Origin of the sequence: Mesorhizobium sp. (genome assembly GCF_041661565.1) — a bacterium.
Lineage (GTDB): Bacteria > Pseudomonadota > Alphaproteobacteria > Rhizobiales > Rhizobiaceae > Mesorhizobium.
This window is the reverse complement of the sequence record NZ_JBAZUD010000008.1, coordinates 1-16,791: the sequence shown is the minus strand read 5'-3', so window position 1 is coordinate 16,791 and position 16,791 is coordinate 1. Positions and strand designations below refer to the sequence as shown.

Genomic DNA, 16,791 nt, shown 5'->3' with positions numbered 1-16,791 from the left:
GATGTCGCGGTAAACTGCGGTTAACCGCGAAGGCGCTAGCCTAGCGAACGATCAGGCGGAGTTTGGCGGATGGGAAGCGGAGGGTTGAAGCGGTCGCATTCCGCCGCGCTGCTGCTTGGCTTCCTGCTTTGCGTCGGCGCGGTGAGCGAGCCGCAAGCCGCCTCGCGAATCTGCGGCCGCTTGCAGGATGAGCTTGCCGCCTCACGCGGCGCCGGCGGCCCAGCGTTGATCCGGAAATATGACGCGGCTATCGACAAGCAGCGAGAGCAGATCTCGAAGGTTCGCGGCCAGTCCAGCAGAGCCGGTTGCTTCTTTTCCCTCTTCGGCCGCAACGTCAACCAATGCGCCTCGCTCAACGCCACCATCGACCGCATGAAAGCCAATCTCGACGCGCTGCAAGGCAAACGCCAGCGCCTGGCCGAAGGCGGCTCGCGCCGAGACAATGCGCGCATCCTTGCGGCGCTCGATGCCAATGGCTGCCGCAACGACCCTGTCGATCCGCGCCGGGCGCGGGCGCTGGAAGCAAACCGCGAAGACGAAAGGACGAACCTGCTCGATCAGCTTTTCGGCGGCGACAGAAGGGAACTCGATACACTAGACCGGACCGCCGATCCGGACGAGGAACGCAACGTTCGCCGGGTGCTCAATCGCCCCGGCATTCCGGATTTCGCGGGCGGCGAGTTCCACACCTCTTGCGTGCGCACCTGCGATGGATACTTCTTCCCGATGTCGAATGCCGCCTCGCTTGGCGATTTCGAGCGTGACCAGAAAAACTGCGAATCCAGCTGCCCAGGCACCGAGATGCAGGTTTTCTATACTCGCGGCATGGGCGACGACTCGGCCTCGATGACGTCATCGGTCACCGGCAGACCCTACAGCGAATTGCCGACCGCCTATCTCTACAAGCGGTCCGACATGTCGCGGCCGCCGGCTTGCGGCTGCAACGCCGCGCAGAACTTCCAGGTCATAGCCGGCAATCCGCCGAATCCGGCACAGTCGCAGCCTCCGCAAACGGATGCGGCATCATCGATCGTGGCGCCGGTTTCCGAGCCCAATCCGGCAGCCGACCCCGAAACCCAGGCCAATATGGACGGCGGCCTGGACCAGGCGGCGATCAAGCGGCTCTCCGTCAAGCCGGCGGCCTCGCCGGTCTCCACCCTGCCGCCGGAGCAGCGCAAGATCAGGGTCGTCGGGCCAACGTTCCTTCCCGACCCATCAGCGGCAATAGATCTGCAAGCTCCGGCCCCGAAGGCAGTCCGGTAAGCGCAAGCCTGAGTGGCATGAACAGCGCCTTGCCCTTGCGGCCGGTCGCCTCCTTGATCCTGTCCGTCCAGTCCTTCCAGATCGTTGCGCCCCACGGCTCTTCAGGCAAAAGGTCGAAGGCCTGACGAACGAAGTCGAGATCGTCATCGGAAAACTCCGGAGTCTCCCGCGGTCCGTCGCGCAGCATTCGCCACCAGCTGGCCGCGTCGGACAGCCTGTCCAGATTGCCACGCACCGCCAGCCAGAAAGCCTCCGCGTCCTCGCCCGAAATGCCGAGCACGATCAGCCGGTCGCGCGCTTCGGCGAAAGGCATGTGATGCAGCAGCGTCCGATTGAGCACGAACAGTTCGTCCGGATCGAACTTGGCCGCGGATTTCGATGTCGCCGCCGGGTCGAAGCGTTCGGCCAGTTCGCTCATCGTCGTCATCGCCGCGACATTCTCGGACGTTCCCACCAGCACGGCCAGCGACGCGACGGCCATCGGCTCGATGCCGTCCTCGCGCAAGCTCTCGATCGAGAGCGCGCCGGTGCGTTTCGACAGCCCCTCGCCCGACGCCGTGGTCAGGAGGTTGTGGTGTCCGAAAACCGGTGGCGCAGCACCCAGCGCCTGGAACAGGGCGATCTGCACGCCGGTGTTGGTGACATGGTCGTCGCCGCGGATGACATGGCTGACGCCCATCTCGATGTCGTCGACGACCGAAGGCAGCGTATAGAGATAGGTGCCGTCCTCGCGCACCAGGACAGGGTCGGACAGCGAGGCCAGATCGACCGTTTCCTCGCCGCGCACCAGATCGTTCCAGTGGATCTCGCTGCGTTCCGGCTGCTGTGGATCGCCGCCGAAATTTGGCAGCAGGAAGCGCCAGTGCGGCCTGCGGCCGTCGGACTGATATTCCGCTACCTGCTCTTGCGTCAGCGCCAACGCCTCGCGGCCATAGACCGGCGGCAGGCCGCGGGTGCGGCGCACTTTTCGCCTGAGATCGAGTTCCTCGGGTGTTTCATAGCAGGCATAGAGCACGCCCGCTGCCTTAAGTCTCTCGACAGCCGCGTCATAGACCTCGAAGCGCCGCGACTGATATTCGGTGGCGTCCGGAAAAATTCCCAGCCAGTGCAGGTCGTAGAGGATGGCATCGGAGAATTCCTGCTTCGAACGCGCGATGTCGGTGTCGTCGAAGCGCTGGATGAAGCGGCCCTTGTTCTTCATGGCAAACAGCCAGTTGAACAGGGCGGTGCGCGCATTGCCGATGTGGATGCGGCCGGTTGGGGATGGGGCGAAACGAACGGTAACTGTCATGGGCGGGGGGTACCGGATGGCTTTGTGATTGACAAGGAGCGCCCCCGCGCGGCCGCGGACATGGAACACGCACGCAGGCGTCTATATAGAGAGGCGACGAGGATCGCCAAGTCGACCGCATGTGAAAAGCGCGGCTGCTCCGGGGAAACGGGGCTTCTCTTGCAACGACGCCCGGGAGGCGCCGGCGGGCCGCCGTTTACGCAGACCTATCGAGGCGCATGTATCGACCATCCGTCGATGCCTTGAAGCCCAGCTTTTCATAGACCTTGTGCGCGTCCCCGGTCGACAGGCTCAATGCGACACGGTGGCAAGTTCCGGATGATCGATCAGCGCCCTCACAAGCCGCGAGCCAATGCCCCGCCCGCGGTGTTCGGGCCAGATGATGATGTCGGCCAGATAGGCGAACACCGTGCGGTCCGTGATCGCCCGGCCGAAGCCGACTTGCCCGCCGTCGACATAGGCGGCGGCGCACAACGAATTGGCAAAGGCCCGACGATGAAACGCATCGCTGCGTCCGGCGCCCCAGTAACTCGCCATCAACAGGTCGGATGTCGCACGGAAATCGATCCGTGCCAGGTCGAAGCTGATCTCGCAATCAGGCATGACTACACCCTCGCCGACAGCATGCGTGTGGTTTCGCGCAGGACGCCGACTACCCGCGATCCCTGAACCGGTTGGTGATGGGATAGCGGCGGTCGCGGCCGAAATTCTTCCTGGTGATCTTGACGCCCGGCGCCGCCTGTCGGCGCTTGTACTCGGCGATATAGAGCAGATGCTCGATTCGCGTCACCGTCGCCCGGTCGTGGCCGCGCGCCACGATATCGTCGACCCCCATCTCGTTCTCGACCAGGCATTCGAGAATGTCGTCCAGCACGGGATAGGGCGGCAACGAATCCTGGTCGGTCTGGTTCTCGCGCAGTTCCGCCGACGGCGCCTTGTCGATGATGTTCTTCGGAATGACCTCGCCGGACGGTCCGAGCGCGTCCGGCGGCACATGGCTGTTGCGCCAGCGCGACAGCGCGTAGACCTGCATCTTGTAGAGGTCCTTGATCGGATTGAAGCCGCCATTCATGTCGCCGTAGAGCGTGGCATAGCCGACCGACATCTCGCTCTTGTTGCCGGTGGTGACCACCATCGAGCCGAACTTGTTGGAGATCGCCATCAGGATTGTGCCGCGCGCGCGGCTTTGCAGATTCTCCTCGGTGATGCCTTCCTTGGTGCCTTCGAACGTCGGCGCCAGCGCGTGCAGGAACCCTTCGACCGGCTCGAAGATCGGCACGATATCGTAGCGGCAGCCAAGCGCACGGGCGCAATCCTCGGCATCCTTCAGCGAGTCCTTCGACGTATAGCGGTAGGGCATCATCACCGCGCGCAGCCGTTCCTCGCCGAGCGCATCGACGGCAAGGGCGGCACAGATCGCCGAATCGATGCCGCCTGAAAGGCCGAGGACGACGTTCTTGAAGCCGTTCTTGTTGACGTAGTCTCGCAGCCCAAGCATGCAGGCGCGGTAGTCCGCCTCGTCCTTTTCCGGGATCTTCGACATCGGCCCTTCCGTGCAGGACCACCCCTCATCCGTACGCTTCCAGGTGGTGACGTCGACCGTCTCCTCGAACTGGCTCATCTGGAAGGCAAGCCGCTTGTCCGACCCTATGGCAAACGATGCGCCGTCGAAGATCAGCTCGTCCTGGCCGCCAAGCTGGTTGGCATAGAGGATCGGCAGGCCGCATTCGATGACCTGCCGGATGACGACCTGTTGGCGGACATCGATCTTGGCGCGGTAATAGGGCGAGCCGTTCGGCACCAGCAGGATCTCGGCGCCGCTTTCGGCAAGTGTCTCGCAGATGCCGACATCGCCCCAGATGTCCTCGCAGATCGGGATCCCGATGCGCACGCCGCGGAAATTGACCGGCCCCTGGATTTCGGGTCCCGCCTGGAAGACGCGCTTTTCGTCGAACTCGCCGTAGTTCGGAAGATCGAGCTTGTAGCGCTCGGCGATGATCTTGCCGCCATCGGCGAATATGATGGAATTGTGCGTGCCGCTCTTGCGCTTCAGGGGCGTTCCGATGATTACGCCAGGGCCGCCATCGGCGGTGTCGGCGGCAAAGTCCTGTGCGGCCTTTTCACAGGCCTTCAGGAACGCCGGCTTCAGCACCAGGTCCTCCGGCGGATAGCCGGCGAGGAAAAGCTCGGTATAAAGCACGAGGTCGGCGCCTTGGCGGGCGGCATCCGCCCTCGCCTCGCGCGCCTTGGCGAGATTGCCTGCTATATCACCGACGGTCGGATTGAGCTGGGCAACGGCGATGCGCAGGATGTCGAGCTTCTTGGTCATGCCGCTGACTTAGCGCGACGGAATTGGCCGGGCAATGGCGTTCGCTTGGACCAATCCGGACCGGACAATATTCCTGTCCCAGCCGAATGCCGGAGGTCATCCGCGTCCTGACCGATCCACGAATGTCGGTTGCGGCTGGAAGGCCGGAGCTCAGTCGTCCCCCATAGAGTCGCGCAACGCTTGCGGAGAATGATTGTCGCCGATCGACATCGCCAGGATGCGCGAGATATGCCGGCGCGGCAGGCCTGTCTCGGCCACCCAATGGTTGAATTGGGCCTGGATCTTGTCGAGATCCCTCTTCGACGTTGGGTTGTCGGCGACGTCGAGCCCCGCATCGCGCAATGCAGCCGCCATGTCGGCTGAAATGACGAAGGCGTCCCAACCCAGCCAGCGCAGGAAATACTGGCCGGTATTGCCGCCGAGCCGGCTGCCATGCTTGCCGAGCCAGGCCATCAGCCCGACTTGGTCATCGGCCGGCCAGTCAGCAAGGAAATTGCCGAAGCCGCCATGGTCCTTCGACACACGCTCGACGAAGGCAGCGTTGTCGCGCACGGACCTGATCTTCTGTGGATTGCGCACAATGCGTTGATCCGAGGCCAGATCGTGCCAGAAATCATCGGGCTGGAACAGCAGCCGCTTCGGCTCGAATCGCAGAAAGGCCTCTTCGAATCCAGGCCATTTCTGCTCGATAACCCGCCAGACAAACCCGGCGGCGAAAACGCGCTCGGCCATCGTCGACAAGATGCGGTCGTCCGCGATATCGGCCACCGCGGCATTGTCGGGCGCAGGCCCCAGCAGCGACGCGAGCTCCGCCTCACCGCCCTTCCGTTTGGCGGCACGAGCATGGATTTTAGCGAAATCTGGCATTTGCTCCACCTCGATGCCGCGCTTTTGACGGGGCGGCATCTTCCTATATGGAGACGAAGCTGCCAAGCCGACGCTTTGATATGGAGACATCCATGAACAAGACCGTGCCCGAGCTCGCCAATCGTTGGCTGAGGCGAACACCGGAAGCCCTGAGCGAGCTTGAAAGGCGGGTGCTGCAGAGCACCGTCGACCGCAAGCCGTTGTCGCAGAATGTCAATGAGAGCCTGGCTGGGCTTCAGGGCGCGGGCGACCGCATCGCAGACGCCATCGCGCGCGTCGGCGGCTCGTGGACGTTCATCCTCTCCTTCATAGCCTTCCTGGTCCTCTGGATCGGCGCCAACTGGTGGTTACTGGGGCAGAAGTCGTTCGACCCCTACCCCTTCATCTTCCTCAATCTTGTGCTGTCGATGGTCGCCGCCCTGCAGGCGCCGGTCATCATGATGTCGCAGAACCGCCAAGCCGTGCGCGACCGCATCGACGCCGCCCACGACTACGAGGTCAACCTCAAGGCCGAGATCGAAATCATGGCGCTGCATGAAAAGCTGGACGAACTGCGTCACGGCCAGATCATCGGCATGCGCGACGAGATCGTGCAGCTGACCGAAATGGTCAGGCGGATTGACGAGAGGCTGTCGCGGCAGCATTCGGCTTCATGACCGACGCGATCCATCATTTCATCGAACAATACGGTCTGCTCGCCGTCTTTCTCGGCTGCGTCGCGGAGGGTGAAAGCGCCGCGATCCTTGGCGGCTTCTTCGCCCATCAGCACGTCTTCGTGCTGTGGCACGCCATCGTCGCATCAGCCCTCGGTGCCTTCATCGGCGACACGTTCTTCTTCATTCTCGGCCGCAGTTTCGCCGACAACCGCCATGTCGTCGGATTGCGCCGGCGGCCCGGCTTCCGCCGCGCCTATCGGCTTCTGAACACCCATCCCGACATCTTCGTTCTGTCGAACCGTTATATTTATGGCATGCGCCTTGTCGGCGGCATCGCGGCAGGACTTTCGACCGTGCCGGCGCCGCGTTTTGTCATCCTCAACGCCATCTCATCGGTTATCTGGGCGGTGCTTTTTAGCACCATAGGCTATGTCTTCGGATTGGGCGCGGAGCGCTTCATCGGCCAGGCCTTGCTGCGTCACGAGCGATTGCTGGTCGGGCTCGGAATTGGCCTGACTGTGGCGATCCTGGCTTGGCTCATCGCCCGACAGATCGCCAGGCACGAGCGCGCCAAGGAGTCTTGATCGTCAGTCCACACCAAGTGCCCGGTCTCCCCGGTCGAGGATCAGCGGGATGATCAGGTCTTCCTCGTCGGCAAGATGCCGGGCCAGCATGGCGATCAGCCGGCTGTTTTCATCGGCATAGGCGTCGGCGGCGAAGCGCTGCCTGTCTTCGTTCTCCTGAAGCGTTTTGATGAAAGCATTGGCGGCCTCTGCATTGCGCTCGAGCCCTTCATGGATGGTGTGATGGTCGGCGTCGAGGATCTCGAAACCGCGCTTCAGCCGCGTCTCCGCCTTGGCGAAAGCCGGGAAATAGTGGTGATCCTCGACATTGTGATGGCCGTCCAGATGACCGAAAAAATGATTGAGGCGCGGCGTGAACCAGCGCGCGAAATCGGGTGCCGTCAGCCTGCCCTCGCGGTAGTCGCCAATTCCTGTGGTCAGCATTTGGCCGAGCTCGCGAAACATGTCGTGCCGCTGCAGCCACATGGTGGCTATGCCATGGATGTTGCCATGGTCCTGCCAGTGTTCGCGCGGGTATTTTTCAGCCAGCCAGCGAAGATCCTCCGGCAAGCCAGCGCGTTCGACGAGCAGAGAGTTCGCGGCTTCGGTCATGACAGTCTCCTTTGGTGACTGTCATATGGGATTGCCGCCGCTAGATCGGTAGCCCGGTGATCCGTTCGATGAGGGCAATGCCCCAGACGCCCGCAACGATGACCACCGAAATCAGCACGGCGAGCGAACCGCAATCCTTCGCCAACTGGATGTCGACGTTGAACTCCCGGCTGAAGGCGTCGCAGGCCGCCTCGATGCCGGTGTTGAGCACCTCGACCATGATCAACAGCAGCACCGCGCCGATCAGCAGGGCATAGCCGCGCCACGAGATTGAGACGAACCAGCCGAGCGGCACGGCGAGAGCAAGCAGCAGCAATTCCTGCTGAAAGGCCTTTTCGCTGACAGCCAGCTTGCGAAACGCCCGCACCGAATTGAAATAAGCATCGATCAGTCGCTGCATGCCCAAACCCCGTTCGGAATCACCGGCACGGATAAAGCAATGGCCCGGTCAATGGAACAAGGCTGTTCGCCAAAACTTCATTCGGCAACAGGTATCGACGGCGTCGACATTTCAAACCGCAGCAGCCCGTCGTCGATCGAATAGTAGTCCCCCTTGTCGCCGACAAAGATATGGCATTCGCCCTGGAGGCCGGTCGGCCGGTCGAATGATCCAGCCATGACCGAAATATAGTCTTGGTCTCGCGGCTTCCAGAACAGCACGGACCCGCATGCTTTGCAAAAGCCGCGCCTGGCGAAGTCCGACGCTTCGTACCAGGTGATGCTTTCAGCGCCTTCGATCACGATCTTGTCGTTGGCGACACTGGTGGCCGCATAGAAATGCCCGCTCTGCTTCCTGCACTGCGAGCAATGACAGTAGACGACCCCCCGCAACGCTCCATGCGTAAGGAAGCGGACCGCTCCGCAGAGACAAGACCCCGAGTGTTGGTCGCTCACCTTGCCCCTCCTGGAAGCCTGTCAGTGTTTGCACGATTCCAGCTTGTCGGCTTCCGCACCCTGAAAAATGCGACATGTCCTTGCCGTCCGGGCCCGATTTTTGCGCCGGGCCTGCACGCGGCGGGAGGCGCGCGGCGTCAACGCTGCCTTTCCCGGTCACGAACAGTGGGAGGGTCCGCCGATCTGTCTTGCGTTGAACCCGCGCCCGTTTCTTACAAATTAAGTAAACTTTAGCGCTGCATGATTTATCTTGAGGTCATGCGAAGCCGTGGGTGGGGACATGCCACTTCGCAAGCTGTTCCGAACCATCGGGTAGTGTCCCAGTCGGTGATATGAGCCCGCGATCGTTGTCGCGGACTTCAGGGGAAGAGTGATCAGGATATGCAGCCCGCAGCCGCCTCGGCCGAACGAAGCACCGATTTCGCGACCACCGTCGTCGCCACGATGCGTCAGTTGGGCGTCCTCGGCCTGCCGCGCAACTACGAGATCTTCTACGAGGCGCTGAGCGGCACCAACCGTGACCTCAGCCTGGCCGTCCTGTTGCTGAGCAAACGTCCGACACAGGACGAACTGGACAAGATCGGAAGCACGTACTTCGCCCAGAATCACGGGCCCAGCATTGTCGAGCATGCGCGAGACGTCATCGCCAAGGAACTGGAGGATGTCGCGGCGCTGCTGAGAAGCGAGCGAAGCCACATCGAGAAATACGGCAGGATCCTCGACGAGACATCGAGCGGCCTGAGCAGCCGCAGCCCGCTCTCGCAGGACCTGCTGCAGAAGATCGCCAATGCGATGGCCATCGCCACCAATTCGACCATCGACCACGGCAGGCAGGTCGCGTCGACGCTGAGCGACAAGACGGCGGAACTCGAAAGCGTGAAATCGACGCTCGAAGAATACAAGCGACTGGCCGACACCGACCCCCTGACGCATATCTGGAACCGCCGTGCCTTCGACAAGGAAATCACCAGGATCTACAACAGCAACAGGGGCATTCTGTTCAACGCCCTGATCCTTGCCGACATTGACCGCTTCAAGGACATCAACGACCGGTACGGACATCCGGTCGGCGACAAGATCATCCAGATCATCGCCGGAATTTTCCAGACCAGCATACGCGGCGACATGTTTGTCGCCCGCACCGGCGGCGAAGAATTCGCGATGATCGTCGAAGGCGCCAGTGAAGACGCCACCTTCGAGATCGCCGACCGCATTCGGGCGTTGATCGAGCAGACGCCGTTCACCAGCAGCCAGACCGGCATGAACTATGGCACGGTCACCGTCTCGATGGGCATCTGCATGGCATCGGAGGCCGAAGGCCCCGAGGATCTCTACATCAAGGCGGACCGGGCGCTCTACCGCTCCAAGGTCGGCGGTCGCAACCGCGTTACCAGGCACTCTGCAATGTCAGGTCGGGCCGGCAAGAGCTGGCTGCTCTACAAGAAGGACTGAGCCGACGACCGCATCGAGGCCTTCGCCAGAGTTCTCAAGCGTTTCTGCAGAAAGGCGCCGGACACCGGCGCCTTCGTCATTTCGGCATTTATAATCAGCCGTTCGCAACCTGCTTGTGCTGAACCGGTTGGCTCTTCTTCAGCAGGTCGGACACCAGGAAAGCCAGCTCGATCGCCTGGTCCGCATTGAGGCGGGGATCGCAATGGGTGTGGTAGCGATCCTGCAGCTCGTCGGCGGTGATGGCGCGCGCACCGCCGGTGCATTCGGTGACATTCTTGCCGGTCATCTCGACATGGATGCCGCCCGGATGCGTGCCTTCGGCGCGGTGCACCTCGAAGAAGGTCTGCACCTCCTTCAGGATGCGGTCGAACGGCCGCGTCTTGTAGCCCGCGGCCTCGATCGTGTTGCCGTGCATGGGGTCCGACGACCAGACCACGCTGCGGCCTTCCTTCTGAACCGCGCGCACCAGTTTCGGCAGATGCTCGGCGACCTTGTCGGAGCCGAAACGCGCGATCAGCGTCAGGCGGCCGTGTTCGTTCTCGGGGTTGAGCAGGTCGATGAGTTCGAGCAGGCCGTCCGGCGTCAGCGACGGGCCGCATTTGAGCCCGAGCGGATTCTTGATGCCGCGGCAATATTCGACATGGGCATGGTCGGGCTGGCGGGTGCGATCGCCGATCCAGATCATGTGGCCCGAGGTGGCGTACCAGTCACCCGAGGTCGAATCGACCCGGGTCAGTGCCTCTTCGTAGCCAAGCAGCAGCGCCTCATGGCTGGTGTAGAAATCGGTCTCGCGCAGCGCGTAATTGGTCTCCGAGGTAATGCCGACGGCCTTCATGAAGTCCATCGTCTCGGTGATCCGGTTGGCGAGCTTGCCGTACTTCTCGCCCTGCGGGCTGTCCGACACGAAGCCAAGCATCCAGCGATGCACATTCTCCAGGCTGGCATAGCCGCCCTGAGCGAAGGCGCGCAACAGATTGAGCGTCGCCGCCGACTGGCGATACGCCATTTCCTGGCGCGCCGGATCGGGAATGCGTGACTTGGCGTCGAATTCGATGCCGTTGATGATGTCGCCGCGATAGCTGGGCAGCGTCACGCCGCCCTTGGTCTCGTTGTCGGACGAGCGCGGCTTGGCGAACTGGCCGGCGACCCGGCCGACCTTCACCACCGGCTGTGCGCCGGCGAAGGTCAGCACGACCGACATCTGCAGGAAGACGCGGAAGAAGTCGCGGATGTTGTCCGCGCCATGCTCGGCGAAACTCTCGGCGCAATCGCCGCCCTGGAGCAGGAAGGCGTCACCGGCGGCAACAGCGGCGAGCTGCTTCTTCAGCTTGCGCGCCTCACCGGCAAAAACCAGCGGTGGGAAGGTGGCAAGCTGGGCTTCCGTGTTCTTCAGCGCGGCAAGGTCCGGATAGGCGGGCACCTGCTTGATCGGCTTTGCTCTCCAAGAATTCGGCGACCATTTCGTCATCGCTGCACCCAACGCTCTTTCCGGCGAGTAATCTCACCCGCCATTTCCGCCCCATATGGGGGTGGCGGCTCCATACACGAAGCCGATTTCCTATTCTAGACCGGAATTTCAGCGCTGGCGAATGACGCGCCTGAGCGGTAGCGAGTCAGTTTGAAGCTGGGGTTCGCGGTTCCGCGCAGCGTGCCATGTGCTATGCTTGCGGTATGAAAACCTATAGCTTCGATCCTGCCGAGTTCGCCAAGTTAGAATTCCTACTGGGCCACACCTTCAGTTTTTTCCATGAAGAGCGGGGCAAGGCCGAACTCGATCAATTCCGGTCCAAATTTCTCCCAATGATCCACGACGCATATTATCATATTTTGGGACCCAAGATTCACGATCGCCAGCGTGAGGCAATCTCCGAAGCCGATCCTTGGGATCCGGAGTTGCCTCCAGAGTCGGCCATCAAAGTCTTAGCTGAGATATTCAAAGCGTAGTTTTCGAAGTAAGTCAGCACCGCTTAGACGACAAATCAGTCTATGCCGCCTTCTCGACCAGCCGCGCCAACTGCGTCATGACGACAGCCGAACCCGCGAGCCGCTTCTCTGCGGTCGGCCAGTCGCGGGCAAACACCACGCTGTGGTCGGGGCGGATCTTGGCCAACGAGCCCTGCTCGCCGATGAAGCGGACCAGCCCGACCGGGTCGGGGAACTCGCGCTTGCGGAAATGGATGACGACACCCTTTGGCCCGGCATCGAGCTTCTCGACATTGGCCTTTCGGCAAAGCGCCTTGATGAAGACGATCTTCAGCAGATGCTTGACCTCGTCCGGCAGCGGCCCGAAGCGATCGATCAACTCGGCGCCGAAGGCATCGATTTCCTCGGTGTTCTCGAGGTCGCCGAGGCGGCGGTATAGCGCCAGCCGCAGCTGCAGGTCCGGCACATAGCTTTCCGGGATCATCACGGCCGTGCCGACGGCGATCTGCGGCGACCAGCCGCCATCCTGGACCTCGCCGGAATCCTTCACCTCGGCGACGGCCTCCTCCAGCATCTGCTGGTAGAGTTCGAAGCCGACTTCCTTGATATGGCCGGACTGCTCTTCGCCGAGAAGATTGCCGGCGCCTCGGATATCGAGATCGTGGCTGGCCAGCTGGAAGCCGGCGCCCAGCGTGTCGAGAGACTGCAGCACCTTCAGCCGCCGCTCGGCGGTGTCGGTCAGCTTGCGGTTGGCCGGCAGAGTGAAGAGCGCGTAGGCGCGCACTTTCGAGCGGCCGACGCGGCCGCGCAGCTGATAGAGCTGCGACAGGCCAAACATATCAGCGCGGTGGATGATCAGCGTGTTGGCGGTCGGGATGTCCAGCCCGGATTCGACGATGGTCGTCGACAGCAGCACGTCGTATTGCCCGTCATAGAAGGCGTTCATGATGTCGTCGAGTTCGCCCGGCGGCATCTGGCCATGGGCCACCGCCACTTTTAGCTCAGGAACGGATCCCTTCAGGAAATCATTGATTTCGGAGAGATCGCTGATGCGCGGAACGACATAGAACGAGTGCCCGCCGCGATAGCGCTCGCGCAGCAGCGTCTCCCGGATCACCAGCGGATCGAAGGGCGAGATGAACGTGCGCACCGCCATGCGGTCGACCGGCGGTGTGGCGATCAGCGACAGTTCGCGCACGCCAGTCAAGGCAAGCTGCAAGGTGCGCGGGATCGGCGTCGCCGACAGCGTCAGCACGTGGACATCGGACTTCAGGTCCTTCAGCCGTTCCTTGTGCTTGACGCCGAAATGCTGCTCCTCGTCGATGATCAAGAGGCCGAGATTCTTGAACGAGATCGAGGATCCGAGCAGCGCATGGGTGCCGACGACGATGTCGACCTGTCCCTCGGCGATGCCCTTCTTGGTCTCGGCCAGCTCCTTCGCACCGACCAGCCGCGAGGCCTGGGCGACGCGGATCGGCAGTCCGGAAAAGCGCTGCGAAAAAGTCTTGAAATGCTGGCGCGACAAAAGCGTCGTCGGCACCACCACCGCCACCTGGAACCCTTCCATCGCCGCGATAAAGGCGGCGCGCAGCGCCACTTCCGTCTTGCCGAACCCGACATCGCCGCAGATCAGCCGGTCCATCGGCTTGCCGGCGGCGAGATCGTCGCGCACCGAGTCGATCGCCGTCTGCTGGTCGTCGGTCTCCTCGTAGGGAAAACGCGCGGCGAATTCGCCATAGAGGCCCTCGGCCGGGACCAGCGCCGGCGCCGCACGCATCTGCCGCTCTGCGGCGATGCGGATCAGCTGCCCGGCCATGTCGAGCAAACGCTTCTTCAGCCGCGCCTTGCGCGACTGCCAGGCCCCGCCGCCGAGCTTGTCCAGCGTCGCCTCGGCCGAGTCAGAACCATAGCGCGACAAGAGCTCGATATTCTCGACCGGCAGAAACAACCGGTCGTCGCCGGCATAATGGATTTCCAGGCAGTCATGCGGCGCACCCACCGCCTCGATGGTGCGCAGGCCGATGAAACGGCCGATGCCGTGGTCGGCGTGAACGACGATGTCGCCGGCCGACAGCGCCGAGGCCTCGGCGATGAAGTCCGAGGCCCGCTTCTTGCGCTTCGAGCGCCGGATCAGCCGGTCGCCGAGAATGTCCTGTTCGGCGACGACCACCAGTCTTTCGGTCTCGAACCCGGATTCGAGCGGCAGCACGGCCAATGCCGCCTGCCCCGGCTCAAGCTTTTCAGCTTCCGCCAGCGTGGCGACCTGCTTGAGATTGCCCAGATGATGCTCGGCCAGGATCTGGCCGAGCCGGTCGAGCGAGCCTTCCGTCCAGCCGGCAATAACGACGCGGCGGCGCGCCGCGCGCTCGTCAGCGATGTGCCTGACGACGACATCGAAGACATTGATGCTGGGGTCGGCGCGCTCTTCGACAAAGCTGCGGCCGTGGCGCGACCCGGCATGATAGACTTTCTTCGCCCCGGCATCGGGCGCGTCGAAGGGCGTGAAATCGATGGCTTCGCGCGGTCCAAGCGATGCAATCAGGTTTTCGGGCGAGAGATAGAGCAGGTCCGGCGGCACCGGCTTGTAGGGCACCGCATCCTTCAGCGCGCCGTCGGCCTGTTTTTTCCGCGCTTCATAATGGTCGAGGATAAGCGTGTGGCGTTCAGCCAGTGCTTCATGCGCCAGATGGTCGAAAATGACCGGAGTATCGGGCAGGTAGTCGAACACGGTCTCCAGTCGTTCGTAGAAGAACGGCAGCCAGTGCTCCATGCCAGCGAAGCGCCTGCCTTCGCTGACCGCCGCGTAAAGCCCGTCGTCGCGCTGGGGCGCCCCAAAGGCTTCGATATAGGAGCGGCGGAAGCGGCTGATGGTTTCGGGCGTCAGCGCCACCTCGCTCATCGCCTGCAGCGCCATCGACTTGCGCTGGCCGGTGGTGCGCTGGGTGCCGGCATCGAAGACCCGGATCGATTCCAGCGTGTCGCCGAAGAAGTCGAGCCTCAGCGCTTCGGTCCAGCCCGGCGCAAAGAGGTCGAGGATGCCGCCGCGCACGGCGAACTCGCCGATGCCACGCACGGTCGGCACCCGCTCGAAACCGGACGTTTCCAACCGCGACACCAGCACGTTCATGTCGATCTGGTTGCCGGGCCTGGCGTGAAAGGTCTGCGCCCCGACCAGTTCGGACGGCGGAATGCGCTGCAGCAGGGCATTGGCGGTGGTGAGGATGACGGCGCGGTGCGGCTTCTTTGCCAGCGCGATCATCGCGGTCAAGGCATCGAGCCGCTTGGCGGCGGCGTCCGAGCCGGGCGAGACACGGTCGTAGGGCAGACAATCCCAGGCCGGCAATTCCAGCACCGGCAGGCCGGGCGCCGCGAAAGATAGCGCCTCGATGATCGCCGGCAGGCGCTGGCCGTCGCGCGCCACGAACAGCACCGGTTTGTCGGGCGCGATCTCGAGCGCCGCCTGTATGAGCGCGAACGCCTCATAGCCGTCGGCCACGCCGTCGACAATGAACTGGCCGGCGCGCCCTTTCGGCAGGCCGATGGTGGGGATGAGGCTCATAAAATCACGTTGGTCAAAATGTCATGGAATGGCGGAATGCCAGGATCTTCTGCAGGACGGCACAATCGATATCCGCCGGGACCGGGCGTTCGCCGGTGACCATGGGCAGAAATTCGGTGTCGGGAATGTCGAGGAGCCTCTCATATTGGTCGATTTCCGCGGCGGTCAAGGTGCCGATCTCGGCGTCGGCGAATGTGCCCAGGATCAGGTCCATCTCGCGCATGCCTCGATGCCAGGAGCGGAACAGAAGCTTGCGGCGGTGCGCGTCCAGCCCCTCGCTCGATCTCGTCGTTCCGCTCATTCGTGCCTTATCCTCGCTTGCTGCGGCCATATAGCGTGGATAGAGGGTGCTGTCAGCCTTGCGCTGAGGCCGTCGCGACATAAGCTGACTTCATGCGTCCATCCATCCTCGATCCGCTGTTTGTCCCGATCACCTCGCTTGCCGGCGTAGGACCGAAGGTTGGCGCGCTGATCGAGAAAGTCGTCCCGGCCGATCTTGGCGACCGCGCGGCACGGGCCGGCGACCTCCTGTTCGTGCTGCCGCACACCGTCATCGACCGCCGCAACCGTCCCGGCATCGCGCTGGCGGCCGAAGGCGCCATCGTCACGCTCGAGCTGCGCATCGATCGACACCAGCCACCGCCACGCGGCAACAGGTCGGTGCCCTACCGGGTCTACGCCCATGACGATACCGGTGAAATCGGGCTGACCTTCTTCCACGCGCATGCCTCCTACCTGGAAAAGGCGATGCCCGTGGGCGAGCAAGTCGTTGTCTCGGGTCGCATGGAATGGTTCAACGGCCGCCCGACCATGGTCCATCCCGATCATATCGCGCTGGCCGGAGAGGCCGAAAACCTGCCGCTCGTCGAACCGGTTTATCCCCTCACCGCCGGGCTCTCGGGCAAGGTACTGCGCCGGGCGATCGGCCAGGCGCTGGCGCGCGTACCCGAATTCCCGGAATGGCAGGACGGCGCTTTCATGCGCCGGCACACATTTCCAGCCTTTGGCGATGCGCTCACCCGCATCCACAATCCAGCCGACCCGATCGATGTTTCCATCGATGGCGCCGCTTGGCGGCGGCTGGCCTATGACGAGTTGCTGGCCGGCCAGGTTTCGCTGGCGCTGGTGCGGGCGAAAGTCCGCCGCCTGTCCGGCCGTCCGCTGGTCGGCGACGGCAGCATCGTCGAAAAGCTGCGAGCCGCCCTTCCCTACACACTGACCGGCAGCCAGGAGTTCGCGCTGGCCGAAATCAATGCCGACCTCGCCGATCCCGAACGCATGCTGCGGCTGCTGCAAGGCGATGTCGGTTCCGGCAAGACGGTCGTCGCGCTGCTCGCCATGGCGCGCGCCGTCGAAGCCGGCGGCCAGGCAGCCTTGATGGC

The 16,791-nt window shown here is 63.0% G+C and carries 14 protein-coding genes and 2 pseudogenes; 6 read left to right on the top strand and 10 right to left on the bottom strand.

Going from position 1 to position 16,791, the window contains the following annotated elements; all coding sequences use genetic code 11:
• Window positions 1-69 precede the first annotated feature (69 nt).
• On the top strand, window positions 70-1,263 hold the full coding sequence (locus tag WC739_RS02790) for a DUF2865 domain-containing protein (protein WP_372951495.1): 1,194 nt from the start codon (window positions 70-72) through the stop codon (window positions 1,261-1,263).
• Here WC739_RS02790 and gltX read toward each other — a convergent pair.
• The 4 genes and pseudogenes from gltX to WC739_RS02770 form a co-directional block, all read right to left on the bottom strand.
• Window positions 1,181-2,554: a glutamate--tRNA ligase gene (gltX, locus tag WC739_RS02785; RefSeq protein WP_372951494.1), complete on the bottom strand. Its 1,374-nt coding sequence runs from the start codon at window positions 2,552-2,554 to the stop codon at window positions 1,181-1,183. The two genes, WC739_RS02790 and gltX, sit on opposite strands and share 83 nt — an antisense overlap.
• Before the next feature lie 196 nt (window positions 2,555-2,750).
• Window positions 2,751-3,157 (bottom strand): annotated as a pseudogene (locus WC739_RS02780) (GNAT family N-acetyltransferase).
• 49 nt (window positions 3,158-3,206) lie between these two features.
• Window positions 3,207-4,883: an NAD+ synthase gene (locus WC739_RS02775; RefSeq protein ID WP_372951493.1), complete on the bottom strand. Its 1,677-nt coding sequence runs from the start codon at window positions 4,881-4,883 to the stop codon at window positions 3,207-3,209.
• 150 nt (window positions 4,884-5,033) lie between these two features.
• Window positions 5,034-5,750, bottom strand: coding sequence for a DNA-3-methyladenine glycosylase I (locus tag WC739_RS02770; RefSeq protein WP_372951492.1), 717 nt, complete (start codon window positions 5,748-5,750; stop codon window positions 5,034-5,036).
• Window positions 5,751-5,842: 92 nt separating this feature from the next.
• Between WC739_RS02770 and WC739_RS02765 the strand changes: the two genes are divergently transcribed.
• Both WC739_RS02765 and WC739_RS02760 read left to right on the top strand, forming a co-directional pair.
• On the top strand, window positions 5,843-6,406 hold the full coding sequence (locus WC739_RS02765; RefSeq protein WP_372951491.1) for a DUF1003 domain-containing protein: 564 nt from the start codon (window positions 5,843-5,845) through the stop codon (window positions 6,404-6,406).
• A complete protein-coding gene (locus tag WC739_RS02760) occupies window positions 6,403-6,990 on the top strand; it encodes a DedA family protein (RefSeq protein ID WP_372951490.1) in 588 nt (195 codons plus the stop codon). The genes WC739_RS02765 and WC739_RS02760 overlap by 4 nt, the downstream gene beginning before the upstream one ends.
• A gap of 3 nt (window positions 6,991-6,993) precedes the next feature.
• Here WC739_RS02760 and WC739_RS02755 read toward each other — a convergent pair whose 3' ends face one another.
• The 3 genes from WC739_RS02755 to WC739_RS02745 all read right to left on the bottom strand — a co-directional run bounded on the left by WC739_RS02755 (window position 6,994) and on the right by WC739_RS02745 (window position 8,475).
• Window positions 6,994-7,581: a hemerythrin domain-containing protein gene (locus tag WC739_RS02755; RefSeq protein ID WP_372951489.1), complete on the bottom strand. Its 588-nt coding sequence runs from the start codon at window positions 7,579-7,581 to the stop codon at window positions 6,994-6,996.
• 40 nt (window positions 7,582-7,621) lie between these two features.
• Entirely contained in the window at window positions 7,622-7,981 is a 360-nt protein-coding gene (locus WC739_RS02750; RefSeq protein ID WP_372951488.1) for a diacylglycerol kinase, read from the bottom strand.
• A 77-nt stretch (window positions 7,982-8,058) separates the two neighbouring features.
• Entirely contained in the window at window positions 8,059-8,475 is a 417-nt protein-coding gene (locus WC739_RS02745; RefSeq protein WP_372951487.1) for a GFA family protein, read from the bottom strand.
• Between the two features lie 381 nt (window positions 8,476-8,856).
• Here WC739_RS02745 and WC739_RS02740 point away from each other — a divergent pair, with 381 nt between their 5' ends.
• On the top strand, window positions 8,857-9,927 hold the full coding sequence (locus WC739_RS02740; protein ID WP_372951486.1) for a diguanylate cyclase: 1,071 nt from the start codon (window positions 8,857-8,859) through the stop codon (window positions 9,925-9,927).
• A 94-nt stretch (window positions 9,928-10,021) separates the two neighbouring features.
• Here WC739_RS02740 and WC739_RS02735 read toward each other — a convergent pair whose 3' ends face one another.
• Window positions 10,022-11,395, bottom strand: a complete 1,374-nt coding sequence (locus WC739_RS02735) for a class II 3-deoxy-7-phosphoheptulonate synthase (protein ID WP_372951485.1) — start codon at window positions 11,393-11,395, stop codon at window positions 10,022-10,024.
• Between the two features lie 203 nt (window positions 11,396-11,598).
• On the opposite strand from WC739_RS02735, the gene WC739_RS02730 reads away from it, so the two are divergent.
• Window positions 11,599-11,871, top strand: coding sequence for a hypothetical protein (locus WC739_RS02730; RefSeq protein WP_372951484.1), 273 nt, complete (start codon window positions 11,599-11,601; stop codon window positions 11,869-11,871).
• Window positions 11,872-11,911: 40 nt separating this feature from the next.
• Here the strand turns inward: WC739_RS02730 and mfd are convergent, their stop codons facing one another.
• Window positions 11,912-15,409, bottom strand: coding sequence for a transcription-repair coupling factor (mfd, locus tag WC739_RS02725; RefSeq protein WP_372951483.1), 3,498 nt, complete (start codon window positions 15,407-15,409; stop codon window positions 11,912-11,914).
• Window positions 15,410-15,422: 13 nt separating this feature from the next.
• Window positions 15,423-15,710: a succinate dehydrogenase assembly factor 2 gene (locus tag WC739_RS02720; protein WP_372951482.1), complete on the bottom strand. Its 288-nt coding sequence runs from the start codon at window positions 15,708-15,710 to the stop codon at window positions 15,423-15,425.
• A gap of 92 nt (window positions 15,711-15,802) precedes the next feature.
• On the opposite strand from WC739_RS02720, the pseudogene WC739_RS02715 reads away from it, so the two are divergent.
• Window positions 15,803-16,791: pseudogene (locus WC739_RS02715) on the top strand (ATP-dependent DNA helicase RecG); the annotation flags it as partial.